We start from the raw sequence: 12,132 nt of genomic DNA, 5'->3' as shown, positions 1-12,132 counted from the left end.
GGAGGATTAGTATGACAACAACACTCGTTCGACCTACTGAAGACGCCAAGCTCCGCGTCATGAAGAATGAAAACTGGACAAAAGCAGTTTACGAAACAAACGGTTTGAATCTTTGGTACGGCACGGCACACGCGTTAAAAAACATCGACTTGTCCATCAATGAAAAAGAAGTAACGGCAATTATCGGCCCTTCCGGCTGCGGAAAATCTACGTATTTAAAAACACTGAACCGTATGGTAGAAAACGTAGGTGACGTCACCATCTCTGGTAATGTTACATTTATGGGTAATAATATTCTTGGCAAAGCAATGTCCGTGGAATTGCTTCGTTCAAAAGTCGGTATGGTATTCCAAAAACCCAATCCATTCCCAAAATCCATCTATGAAAACGTGGCATACGGCCCGAAAATTCACGGTATTCGTAACAAAGCAATGCTAGATATGATCGTTGAAGACAGCTTGCGTAAAGCCGCTTTGTGGGATGAAGTAAAAGACCGTCTGAACAAAAGCGCATATAGCCTTTCTGGCGGACAACAGCAACGACTCTGTATCGCACGCTGCCTTGCAGTTGACCCAGAAGTAATCTTAATGGATGAGCCAACTTCAGCACTTGACCCCGTTTCCACACATAAAGTCGAAGAATTGATTCGCACCATTAAAAACGACGTGACAATTGCAATCGTTACACATAACATGCAACAAGCAGCACGAATTTCAGACCGTACTGCATTTTTCCTAAACGGCGAAATCGTTGAATGCGATCGTACATCTACACTATTTAGCACCCCTACAGATGAACGCACCGAGGACTACATCAATGGCCGATTCGGTTAATAATCTCATATCGCAGGCAAAAGGGTATCTCAAGATAGTGTTTCCTTCACTATATTGAGATACCCTTTTTATTTCGGCAAAATAAAAAACCGAAGATATTGCCAATAACGGCATCTTCGGTCAATAATTCAGTATCTTACTCGGTTCCCATTTCTTCTTGTACAACGTCAACAATGCGCTGGACAAGACGTACACAATCTTCTTCAGAAGACGCTTCTACCATAACACGTACAAGTGATTCAGTGCCTGAAGGGCGAACAAGAACACGACCGTTTCCAGCCATCTCTTTTTCTACGTCCGCAATTACTTCTGCAACTAGTGTATTATCCGTCACTGCATTTTTATCCGTTACACGCACATTGACGAGTTTTTGCGGATAAATTTTCATGCCTGACGCAAGTTCAGATAACTTACGTCCAGTAATTTTCATAATGTTCACAAGCTGAAGACCTGTAAGAAGCCCATCGCCTGTTGTATTGTAATCTAGGAAAATAATATGGCCTGATTGCTCACCGCCAAGATTATAATTCCCTTTTCTCATTTCTTCGACAACATACCGATCACCAACAGCTGTCTGAATACTCTTCATGCCGTGTTCCGTAAGTGCTTTATAGAAGCCTAGATTACTCATAATCGTTGAGACAATTGTTCCCGATTTAAGGCGGCCTTCTTCGTGTAAATGACGTGCGATGATGAACATAATCTGGTCACCATCAACGACTTCTCCACGTTCATCGACTGCGATAAGACGATCTCCGTCTCCGTCAAACGCTAAGCCGATATGGGCACCTTTTTCAACAACGATTTTACCCAATTCTTGAGGATGAGTTGAACCAACACCGTCATTAATATTCAAGCCGTTTGGCGATGCCCCCATTGTTGTCAGGTCTGCATCAAGGTCAGCAAACAGATGTGTCGCCAGTGTAGATGTCGCGCCATGTGCACAATCGAGTGCAACATGAATTCCCGTGAATTCCTCGTCGACAGTCTGTTTTAAGTACTGAATATATTTATGTCCGCCTTCGAAATACTCTGTAATAGAACCGACATCTGCACCAGTTGGCCTTGGCAACGAGTCCTCCTGCACGTTTAACAGTTGCTCAATTTCCTCTTCCTGCTCATCCGTCAGTTTATAACCATCTGCACCGAAAAATTTGATGCCATTGTCTTCGACAGGATTATGTGAAGCTGAGATCATGACTCCGGCCTGTGCGTTCATGACGCGCGTCAAGTAAGCGACACCTGGTGTGCTGATAATCCCAAGAGTCATCACTTCAACACCCGTCGATAAAAGACCCGCAATTAGGGCATTTTCAAGCATATGACCTGAGATACGCGTATCTCTGCCGACGAGTACTTGTGACTTTCCTGGTGATTCTTTCGTTAACACATGCCCACCAATTCTACCTAATCTAAAAGCGAGCTCCGGTGTCAATTCCTCATTTGCAACCCCACGGACGCCATCGGTCCCGAAATACTTTGTCATTTCCATTCTCCCTTTCAATCCTACACATTCAACCGAATGTCAGGCAAGTTCAATATGTATCGTTACTTCTTTATCTGATAGTACCCACTGTACATCTAGGGGTCCTACAACCAAGACTGAGAAATTCTGTTCTCCTTCGTCCGTTGTTTCAGATGCATCGATATAGACGGTGAAATCAGATTTCTCCAATGTATCAATGACATCTTGTTCCGCCGTAACAGTTAGTACAACCAAACCAGCTGCCGGTTTCCGAAATGAACTTGTGAAGTTCTCATCAAGCCCTTTTACAGTAACAGGCATGTCTTTAAATTCCTTCGTAACTACTTTTACGTCTTCAACAGGTGGTTCCGGATTGTGTACTTCCAAATCTGACTCGGTCACCGTTGCGTCTATTTTCACTTTAACTATATCCAAAGACATCTTTGAGACACCTTTAGGCTTTTTCAAATCAATCACCATTGTTCCTTGTCCTTTTACTTCGGATACATCCACATCAATGCTGAATTCTTTAATATAATCCAGCACTTTCCGCGGACCGAATAAACGAATCGTTTTTTCCTGAGCTGAAATGGTATTGACAGTGACATCTGTTACTGGAACCCCTCGCGATTTAAGTACGATTGGCACTTCTTTACTATATTCGGAAATCTCAACTTTGACAGTCACATGTTCAGGAACAATCGTAACATTAAGCTTCGTTAAATCTTTGTCTAGGACCCGGACCCGCGCTTGCTGCTCGAATGATTTGTTAATTTCCTTGTCTCCTGTTATAGAAGCTTTTACAAAACTAATCGATTCAATAACACTTTTCGCGCCTGTCACTTCAATAGTTGACGGGATGACATCTATTTTATCAACATTGAAGTCTTCAGCCAGTAGACGTTCATTCAGTTCGGGATCTACTCGGAATGTTTGTGTAATTTTCTCTTCGATGATAACTTCAATTGTCGCGGGATCAAACTGCACTTTCAACTTTTCAGAAATATTCTCAGGTTTAATCTTAACTGTATGCCTGCCCATTGGTAAGCTCGACAAATCAACCCGCAACGTAAAATCTTTTAATAGTTTCGTTGTCTGTACAATATTCGCTGGGCCTTCAATAGTCATATTGACCGTTTCTGGGACTCCGGTCACGACAAGGTTTTCATTGTCATAATAGACTTGTACGGGGAAATCACGAATGATATCCATCGCATCCCCAACAGCTTTACTACCTTTTTTTTCTTCTGCCTGTACGGAGAAAAAAAGAATAATTGCAAGGAATAAGGCTGTAAAGCGAAGAAACCATGGGTTATCCATAAACTTATCCATTTTTTCTCCACCTCCACTTCCAAATCGAAGTCTCCTTCTTTTCAGGTGTTAAGCCAAACCAAACTCTTCGCAACCGTGCTTCAAATTCCTCCATATCCAAATTTCGATCTATATCCCCGTTCGCAGTAAGACTTACCGCTCCAGTTTCTTCTGAAACGATAATCGTTACAGCATCCGTTACTTCACTAATTCCAAGGGCTGCCCTATGCCGTGTACCAAGCTCCTTCGAGATGAACGGACTCTCCGACAGTGGCAAATAACATCCTGCTGCCGCAATACGGTTACGCTGGACAATGACTGCACCATCATGAAGCGGTGTGTTTGGTATAAAAATATTGATAAGGAGTTCGGATGTAATCATCGAATCCATGCCGGTACCGGTTTCAATGTATTCACTAAGACCTGTTTCCTTTTCAATTGAAATAAGCGCTCCAATTCGACGTTTCGCCATATAACTGACAGATTTCACAAACGCCTCAATCAGACGGTCGCGTTCCTCTTCTTCCTGCATCATTGTCCGAGCGAACAGTCGCCCCCTCCCAATTTGCTCGAGAGCACGCCGCAGTTCCGGCTGGAAGATGATAATAATAGCCAGAAATCCAAATGGAAGAACCTGATCCATCATCCATTGCAACGTATTTAAGCCAAAAAACTCTGTCAGAATACGAGCAATGATAAGGACGAAGATCCCTTTTAACAGCTGAACCGCTTTCGTTCCTTTTATTATCGTAATCAATTTATAAAAAACAAACCAGACGAGAAGCACATCTACGATATTAATAAATGCCGCTACTGGACTGAAATCAACTAATTCTTGCCATTTTGGCATGTGCTTCGCCTACCTTCATAAACAGTTTCTTATGCGTCTAGTATAGCATAACAGCACTGCACTGTCCTTTCCCAGAAAATGAAAAAGAGCGAACCGCTTATCACTTTTAACGGCTCGCATGGGTCACCCTGTCTACTTTTCATCTTGCACGTCGCCTTTTGAGGATGGGAAGATGTCTTTAGCCGTCTTTTTCATTTTATACCATAGCCAGTCAAACATTTTGTCAATTTCCTCGCTCTTGCCAGTCACAATCGCTGTAGAGGCCATATAGTTAGAACCCCTAATAACTGTGACGTTGCCATCCACTTCTCCTTCGATACGGAGCGTGCCATTTTTAACGACAATGTCACCTTTAACAGTTTCACCAGCGGGCACGAGTACAGTTTGACCTTGGACAACTAGATTCGGTTGTTTCGTCACCGAAAACTGCTGGTCGTTTCCATAACTTGAAAATAGCGTTGCACTCATAAGGATTAAAAACATGGCTGCAGCGGCCAAAAACGGATGGCTACGCAACCAGCGTTGAACGCCTGCTTGCGATTTTTCTTTTGGAAGCTGCGCCATTACACCGTTGACAAAGCTGTCCGGCGCCTTTATATTTGTAGCACTTCCTATAAAAGCAATAGACTCAGTTAAGCCATTCATGATTTCCTTACATTCTTTGCAGCTAACCAGGTGTTCTTTCAATAGTCGCTCTTCGTCACGGCTAATATCACCGTCTAAATACGCGTGCATATAGTGAACGATTTGTTCCGGACACGTATTCATAGTAATTCCCTCCTATATATTACCCATCTGTTTCCGAAGTGCTTCCCGCCCTCTATGGACGCGGGTCTTTACGGTTCCTAGTGGTAATTTCAAAATGTCACCTATTTCTTGCAGCGGCAATTCCTCGATATACCTTAAAACGATGACAGAACGGTATTTATCAGGAAGTCTTCCAATTTCGTAGTGGATGCGTTCCTGTAATTCCATTCTTTCAACTTCATCTTCAGGTAACTCACCGGAAGCGGCAATTTGTGAGTACATGTTCAGACCATCTGTACCCGGTACATTCGCATCCAGATAATAATCCGGTTTCTTTTTTCGGATTCGATCAATGCATAAATTCGTCGCAATCCGAAACAGCCACGTTGAAAACTTCCGTTTTTGGTCAAATGTATGAATATTGATATAGGCACGGACAAATGCTTCCTGCGCGATATCTTCTGCTTCTTGTGCATTACCAAGCATCCTGTAACACACTTGATATAGACGATGCTGAAATAAAGTTACTACTTCTTCAAATGCATTTTGATTGCCTTTTAAGACTTCATTTATTCTTTTATTGATCAGTTCATCCAATGTAGTTCACCCTCCGCCCTATGCGGCTGTCCCTTCTATACGTTTGAAGGTATCGACAGGTTTCATTTTTTTCATTAATTTTATTTTAACAGATATTGCTAATTATTTCCACGTCTGTTGATTAACCATTTACTTGCATAAAACACTAGTGAGAAGGGCTCGAAAACCCCCATTTTCACTAGATCATTTTCGGTTCGCTTACGGCGAACTATTCATGACAGATTTACTGAGGGTCCAAGTGTGTCTAGAAGTGACTCCGTCACTTCTAGACACACTTTTTTCAGTAATCATGTTGTGAATAGTTGCCTGTCGCGTTCCTACAACATTCAAGTGAAAAATGCAGTTGTTTTGGGAGAAAGAATAGATGACATTCTATAAAGAGTGTAAGTGCCCGAAGATGCAATTTCGGGCACTTTTGCACGCTGTATAATGTGCTTCTTGCTTACTTTTAGCAAAGAGTATACATCTAATCATGTGATGTCTTATAGAAAGCGACATTTCTTTACTATATAGGTTGAAGTATTGAATACGTCATATGAACTGAGCGCAGGCGCCTTACAAGGGGCAGCCGGAGCCATAAGACTGGCAGCGAAGCTTGTCAGGCTTCTGGCGGGAGGCATCCCCGAAGCGATATTGAATGGAATCATTAGCTCAATCTATATATATATAGATTCGGCACTACTTATTTAGAATCAACTAGGTGGTATATCTCACCCGAATAACGATCAAATCTAGCGAAGAAGCGACAAGTGTGAGCCGAAGCAATAAGACTGACAGTGATCTTCTGACAGGCTTATTGCGTAAGGCCATCACCAAGCGACTAAGCGTTTTTGGAAGAACACTCTATTTGTTAAGTGCCAACTATACACATAGCTCCCAGTAGGTGATCATGTTATTCAATGGTTATTTTAGTTAATCAACAGGTGTGAAAAAAGCCCATCTAAGTTACTAGACGGGCTTCCAAGAACTGATTAAAGTAGTTTTTCTCCAAACAGTGAGCCCATTAAACCCACCGCAACATCAGCTGTTTTATTCTTCTCATCCAAAATCGGATTTACTTCTACAAATTCAGCCGAAGTAATCATGCCTGAGTCTTCCAGCATTTCCATTGCAAGATGGCTTTCTCGATAACTAATTCCGCCTGGTACCGGCGTTCCGACTCCTGGTGTATACAGGGGATCGAGCCCATCTAAGTCAAGTGACAAGTGGACACCGTCGACATCACGCGAACGTAGATAGGCGAGAGCGTCTTCCATAACCGACGTCATTCCGTAGCGATCGATTTCATGCATCGTGAACACCTTGACACCTTGTTCCTTGATCAATTGACGTTCTTCCGGATCCACAGAACGCGCTCCTATGATGACAACATTCTCTGGTTTCACTTTTCGTCCTTCACTATGTATATTAACGAGACTTTCATGTCCTAATCCGACACTTACAGCAAGAGGCATTCCATGAATATTACCGGAAGGCGATGTCTCTGCAGTATTGAAATCTGCATGCGCATCATACCAGATGACACCAAGGTTTTTATACTTGTCCGAAAGGCCAGCGAGTGTTCCAATAGCGATGCTATGATCCCCTCCTAAAACAAGCGGAAACCTGCCTGCTTCCACAACTTCAGCCACTTTTCGTGCAAGTTCTGTAGTCGCTTGAATGACTTCATCTAAGTTCTTCAGATTCGAATCGCTATGTGTTTTTCGTTCCACAGCACTTACCTGAACATCACCCTCATCCGTCACCTGATGGCCAATCGATTCCATTCTTCCTACAGCACCTGCATATCGGATTGCGCTTGGCCCCATATCCACTCCACGACGACTTTGTCCAAAATCAAGTGGTACACCGATTAATGAAATATTCAACTGTTGCATGTCAAATTACCTCCCCTTATCTATATCCCTAGTATAAGTCCATTGAAAGTTTGGCTCAACTCAACAAGTATCTGAATATTTATTCGTTTACAACTGTTTCCTCATGAACTGTTCACAGGCGTCAGGGGAAGTTGGCTTGCTATAGTAATACCCTTGCCCCTCGCGACAACCTAAATTCATTAGGATAACGGCTTGTTCTTCATACTCTACACCTTCCGCAATGACGTTTAGGCCCACAGTATCAGCTAAAGTTACAATAGCCTTGACGATTGCCCGACTATCTTCATTCAAGTGTATATCTCGCACAAAGGACATATCGATTTTAATCGTATCAGCTGGCAGTTCTTTGATATAACTAAACGTACTATAACCTGTTCCAAAGTCATCAATTGACACCGTAATACCCAATGCCCTTATCTCACGAATTCTAACCTGCATATCTTCCCGATCCGCAAATGCACTTTCCGTTAATTCGATTTCAATCAAACCCGTCGTGACACCCGTCTCATCGAGAATTGTTTTAATTGTATGCAAGATAGTTGGTTCTTCCAATTGTACAGCGGACATGTTGACAGCAACACGAAATGGGCTATACCCACTAGCCTGCCATTTCTTTGCCTGTTTGCAAGCCTCACGTAGTACCCATTCCCCAAGAGGTATAATGATTTTCGTTTCTTCCGCCACAGGAATGAACTTATCGGGTGGAATCCTGCCAAGATCAGGATGGTTCCAACGCACTAACGCTTCCACACCTACCAATTCCCCCGTCTTCAAGTTCACTTTAGGCTGATAATCAAGATGAAGATGACCGAGATGGACGCTTTTCCTTAACTCATTCTCCAGCAAGATCCTATCTAATGTTTTGGACGCTGTTCCGTGTTGGTACATCTCACATCCTCCACCCCCATTCGCTCTGGCGATAGAAAGAGCTTTTTCCGCTTTCATTGCGAGCTCTGCAGGTTTTTTAGCATGCTCAGGGTACAGGGCGATCCCGAAACTTAAAGATGGTGTATGCATTTGGTCCTTTACTTCAATAGGTTCCTCAATATATTGCTGAACTTCTTTTGTTAGTTGTTCAGCGTGTTTCGTATCCTGTATATCTAGTAGAAGAAATGCAAACTCATCACCTGAAAGTCTGCCAATAATCGTGTTATCTTTTAGAATCGTTTTTAATCTCTTGGCAATAACAGACAATATAAAATCGCCTACCTCATGTCCAAGCGAATCATTCACATAACGGAGGCGGTCGATATTCATATAAACAAAGGCCCGATTTGTCCCCTGTTTTTTCGCCACTTCTATTTCTCGATAAAATATTTTTCGAAACGAAGTCCGATTAGGTAAACTGGTTAATTGGTCATTATATGCAAGATCTCGTATCATCCGCTCAGACTCTTTATTCTTAGTGATGTCATAGCGGATAGAGATATATTGAAAGGGCTTTCCATTATCATTTAAAAATGGCACAATCGTGGTGTCAACCCAATAAAAAGATCCATCTTTGGCTTTATTACAGATTTCACCATGCCATGTATTTCCCCCGCCGATTGTCGCCCAAATCTCTTTGAAAAACGATGAAGGATGAAAGCCCGAATTAATAATCCGATGGTCGACTCCCACGAGTTCCTCTACGCTGTATTGTGCTATTTTTGTAAACAGCTCATTCACATACACTATTTTCCCGGTCCGGTCTGTAATAGCGACAATAGCTGACTGATCAAGTGCATAGGCAATGTCCCTAAGCATTTTTTCCGGACTATGACTGCCATCATGGCGAATCAAATCTTTTATCATCTTATTACTTTCTTGCATAAAATCACTTCTTTCCTGAAAACCTCTTCAATATGCAGAGCCTTGCAAAAAAATATATCCATAGTTATTCCTTCATTCAGTGTACAGTAAATTCGTTCTTTAGGGCTAGATTAAATCAAATTTAAGACAGTAAAAAACCCTTCTCACTTACGTGAAAGGGTTAATAAAGCTATTTGGATTTCACATGGTTTGGTAAAGCAAAAAAATGGCTGGGGTAGCTGGATTCGAACCAACGAGTAACGGAGTCAAAGTCCGTTGCCTTACCGCTTGGCTATACCCCACTGTTAATTAAGGTTAACTTATTTTAACGCTTCGCGTCAAAAAAGTTTTATTGGTGGTGGGGGGCAGATTCGAACTGCCGAACCCGAAGGAGCGGATTTACAGTCCGCCGCGTTTAGCCACTTCGCTACCCCACCATGATAAATTATGTAGAATTATATTCAAAACCTTAAGAAACAGGCAAACAATTTTCAACACATCGTATTAAAAAAGTTTTATGACCCCTACGGGATTCGAACCCGTGATACCGCCGTGAAAGGGCGGTGTCTTAACCGCTTGACCAAGGGGCCTTGTTCCTAAAACTGCTCTGGAGCTTCCAACCGGATTCGAACCGGTGACCTCTTCCTTACCATGGAAGCACTCTACCTACTGAGCTATGGAAGCATATGGCTCCGCAGGTAGGACTCGAACCTACGACCGATCGGTTAACAGCCGATTGCTCTACCACTGAGCTACTGCGGAATAATAACTATTCATTTAAACTTGTTCATGTCGTTTAGGACAATCTCTATTATAACAAACAATAATTATTTTTCAAGACCTTTTTTAAAAGTTTGTTTCGTTAACGACAGCAACTTATATATAGTATCATGCCTTTTGCATAATTGTCAACACACTTTCATAAACTTACGATAGATTGTTCAAAAAGGGGACAACATATGCGAAACAAGTACATGATCACCGCCATTATTTGCTGCGCGCTTTTTCTGCTCCTTCCCGCTTTACCTAAGCAATTGTCTCTCGTATCCGTGTTCCGCGTAACGGAGGAGCCTGCTGTTATTGTACGCGGCGCTAGCGGTTCTGCACTAACCGTAAATATATCATTCGGGGATTTAGAAGTGGAAAAATGGATTCGAGAACTTAGTAAACCTTATCCACTTCTACTCGTTGATATGAAATGGGCTGGACGTTTTCCCGAAACAGTACAACTTATCAAAGAAAAGAATATTTCTGTCGGGCTTCTCGGTGATAATGGAATAACCTATGATCAAAACACCCCATTGTTCATAGAACAACTTGAGCAGTTCGAAAAAACATTCGGAGTAAAACCTCTTTGGTTCCGTACAGTTGACGAAGTTTTCCCAAGCACCTTGCATAGTATGCTCTGGGAAGCTGAAATTAATGCACTGGGTTCATCTGTTGTTTGGGATGGCGGCGACCTTCCTGTTATCACTAAAGGGGAAATCATTTCTGTCCCACATCACCGGGATAATCGTGTTGATTTAGCTAAATTAAAAAGGTTAGATAAAGATCGGACCTTTATATCTGTGGAAACTATGTTGTTCGGGACAAAAGTGAATGTCAAAAAAATACCCGAATAATTCAATCGATACAACTGCTCTTATAAGAAAAGCGCAGGGCGCCGTTTAGCCCCGACAGACATAAGACGGTTTGCGAAGCGGCGTAATTCAGTCCCGCAGCAAAATAGCTCATGACCGGAGGGGATTGCGCCTGGAGTCTAGACACCAATCCAAGTAGATAAAACTTATAGTGTCTTATCTTATAAAGAAACAGCACAATCCGCCACTACTGGCAATTGTGCTGTTTCTTTATTTTACTTTAGCAGATTTCGCAACTTTTCCTCGTGCTTTTCTACGCGCTTCCAGTTTCACCTTGTCTTCATCTGACTGCTTGTTGAACTTTGGCAGTACTAAGATTTGATAGGCATTCACTGCAAGTAGTGGGAATAGCATGATTGTGACCCATGTATCAATATTACCTGAACGTACCATCAACGCCGGTAACCATTCAAGTGTTGTAATAACGATCATGAAGAATAGTGCTGAAATGAGCGTGTGTTTCTTCGTCCATTTCGCCTTGAAATAAGCGGTTACTGCAGAAACACCAATAAGTGTTGCGAGTAACCCAAGGTACAGCAATGTGCGACCCGTCTCACCTGACGTCAATTGGAATCTGAAGAAGATGAGGTCAAACAGGACAATTGCAATGATTAAGAGCTGAACCCAGTTCCACAATGTGAGTGTCTTAAAGATATTCACACCGAATTGATGGACTGTTAAATAAGCAAAAAAGCCCATTTGCGCAACGACGCTCATCGTAAATCCGAGGAAGATCATCCACATAAACGCACCTATAAATTGGCCGTATTCACCGTTGGATAAATATTGAGAGAAGAACTCCCAGCGGACAATTAATCCTACAACTGCCGTCACGAATCCTCCGATTAGTAATGCTGTAAAAAAGAATTTGACCCAATTTCGTATTGTCACAATAGTGATCCTCCGTTTTGTTTTTCCTTTCAATAGTGTAACAACGTTTTGCTAAAAAATCTATTTCATTAAACGATTCATGCATATTCTGCGTCGTATTGTGAACAATAAATGAAAATGCTTGTGGAAG

10 protein-coding genes and 5 tRNA genes are annotated in these 12,132 nt (G+C 42.2%); 2 read left to right on the top strand and 13 right to left on the bottom strand.

Going from position 1 to position 12,132, the window contains the following annotated elements; translation table 11 throughout:
* Positions 1-11 precede the first annotated feature (11 nt).
* Positions 12-833, top strand: a complete 822-nt coding sequence (pstB, locus tag H2672_RS11590) for a phosphate ABC transporter ATP-binding protein PstB (RefSeq protein ID WP_186671471.1) — start codon at positions 12-14, stop codon at positions 831-833.
* A gap of 136 nt (positions 834-969) precedes the next feature.
* On the opposite strand, the gene glmM is transcribed toward pstB, so the two are convergent.
* The 12 genes from glmM to H2672_RS11530 all read right to left on the bottom strand — a co-directional run bounded on the left by glmM (position 970) and on the right by H2672_RS11530 (position 10,233).
* On the bottom strand, positions 970-2,319 hold the full coding sequence (gene glmM / locus H2672_RS11585; RefSeq protein ID WP_186671470.1) for a phosphoglucosamine mutase: 1,350 nt from the start codon (positions 2,317-2,319) through the stop codon (positions 970-972).
* A gap of 39 nt (positions 2,320-2,358) precedes the next feature.
* Positions 2,359-3,630, bottom strand: a complete 1,272-nt coding sequence (locus H2672_RS11580; RefSeq protein ID WP_186671469.1) for a CdaR family protein — start codon at positions 3,628-3,630, stop codon at positions 2,359-2,361.
* Positions 3,623-4,459: a diadenylate cyclase CdaA gene (gene cdaA, locus H2672_RS11575; RefSeq protein WP_186671468.1), complete on the bottom strand. Its 837-nt coding sequence runs from the start codon at positions 4,457-4,459 to the stop codon at positions 3,623-3,625. The genes H2672_RS11580 and cdaA overlap by 8 nt, the downstream gene beginning before the upstream one ends.
* 132 nt (positions 4,460-4,591) lie before the next feature.
* The gene (locus H2672_RS11570) at positions 4,592-5,227 is read right to left on the bottom strand and encodes an anti-sigma factor family protein (RefSeq protein WP_186671467.1); all 636 of its coding nucleotides are present in this window, start codon (positions 5,225-5,227) and stop codon (positions 4,592-4,594) included.
* Positions 5,228-5,239: 12 nt separating this feature from the next.
* Entirely contained in the window at positions 5,240-5,803 is a 564-nt protein-coding gene (gene sigW, locus H2672_RS11565) for an RNA polymerase sigma factor SigW (RefSeq protein WP_186671466.1), read from the bottom strand.
* 971 nt (positions 5,804-6,774) lie between these two features.
* Positions 6,775-7,680: an arginase gene (rocF, locus tag H2672_RS11560; protein WP_186671465.1), complete on the bottom strand. Its 906-nt coding sequence runs from the start codon at positions 7,678-7,680 to the stop codon at positions 6,775-6,777.
* Between the two features lie 87 nt (positions 7,681-7,767).
* The gene (locus tag H2672_RS11555; RefSeq protein WP_186671464.1) at positions 7,768-9,492 is read right to left on the bottom strand and encodes a sensor domain-containing protein; all 1,725 of its coding nucleotides are present in this window, start codon (positions 9,490-9,492) and stop codon (positions 7,768-7,770) included.
* A gap of 206 nt (positions 9,493-9,698) precedes the next feature.
* Positions 9,699-9,773: transfer RNA gene (locus tag H2672_RS11550), tRNA-Gln, on the bottom strand.
* A 51-nt stretch (positions 9,774-9,824) separates the two neighbouring features.
* Positions 9,825-9,908: transfer RNA gene (locus H2672_RS11545), tRNA-Tyr, on the bottom strand.
* An 81-nt stretch (positions 9,909-9,989) separates the two neighbouring features.
* Positions 9,990-10,061: transfer RNA gene (locus H2672_RS11540), tRNA-Glu, on the bottom strand.
* An 18-nt stretch (positions 10,062-10,079) separates the two neighbouring features.
* Positions 10,080-10,155 (bottom strand) — tRNA-Thr (locus H2672_RS11535).
* 3 nt (positions 10,156-10,158) lie between these two features.
* Positions 10,159-10,233 (bottom strand) — tRNA-Asn (locus H2672_RS11530).
* A 197-nt stretch (positions 10,234-10,430) separates the two neighbouring features.
* Here H2672_RS11530 and H2672_RS11525 point away from each other — a divergent pair.
* Positions 10,431-11,093 (top strand): polysaccharide deacetylase family protein, encoded by a 663-nt coding sequence (locus H2672_RS11525; RefSeq protein WP_186671463.1) that lies wholly within the window; start codon positions 10,431-10,433, stop codon positions 11,091-11,093.
* A gap of 228 nt (positions 11,094-11,321) precedes the next feature.
* Here H2672_RS11525 and H2672_RS11520 read toward each other — a convergent pair whose 3' ends face one another.
* Positions 11,322-12,002, bottom strand: a complete 681-nt coding sequence (locus H2672_RS11520) for a KinB-signaling pathway activation protein (RefSeq protein ID WP_186671462.1) — start codon at positions 12,000-12,002, stop codon at positions 11,322-11,324.
* Positions 12,003-12,132 lie beyond the last annotated feature (130 nt).

It is taken from the genome of Sporosarcina sp. BP05, assembly GCF_014282005.1.
Taxonomy (GTDB): Bacteria; Bacillota; Bacilli; order Bacillales_A; family Planococcaceae; genus Sporosarcina.
Note: the sequence above shows the minus strand (reverse complement) of the source record. Positions and strands in the feature narration are given on the sequence as shown.

Bases quoted from the DNA above. Each gene is read 5' to 3' on its own strand.
- pstB (WP_186671471.1), top strand. From the start codon at position 12: ATGACAACAACACTCGTTCGACCTACTGAAGACGCCAAGCTCCGCGTC.
- glmM (WP_186671470.1), bottom strand. From the start codon at position 2,319: ATGACAAAGTATTTCGGGACCGATGGCGTCCGTGGGGTTGCAAATGAG.
- H2672_RS11580 (WP_186671469.1), bottom strand. From the start codon at position 3,630: ATGGATAAGTTTATGGATAACCCATGGTTTCTTCGCTTTACAGCCTTA.
- cdaA (WP_186671468.1), bottom strand. From the start codon at position 4,459: ATGCCAAAATGGCAAGAATTAGTTGATTTCAGTCCAGTAGCGGCATTT.
- H2672_RS11570 (WP_186671467.1), bottom strand. From the start codon at position 5,227: ATGAATACGTGTCCGGAACAAATCGTTCACTATATGCACGCGTATTTA.
- rocF (WP_186671465.1), bottom strand. From the start codon at position 7,680: ATGCAACAGTTGAATATTTCATTAATCGGTGTACCACTTGATTTTGGA.
- H2672_RS11555 (WP_186671464.1), bottom strand. From the start codon at position 9,492: ATGCAAGAAAGTAATAAGATGATAAAAGATTTGATTCGCCATGATGGC.
- H2672_RS11525 (WP_186671463.1), top strand. From the start codon at position 10,431: ATGCGAAACAAGTACATGATCACCGCCATTATTTGCTGCGCGCTTTTT.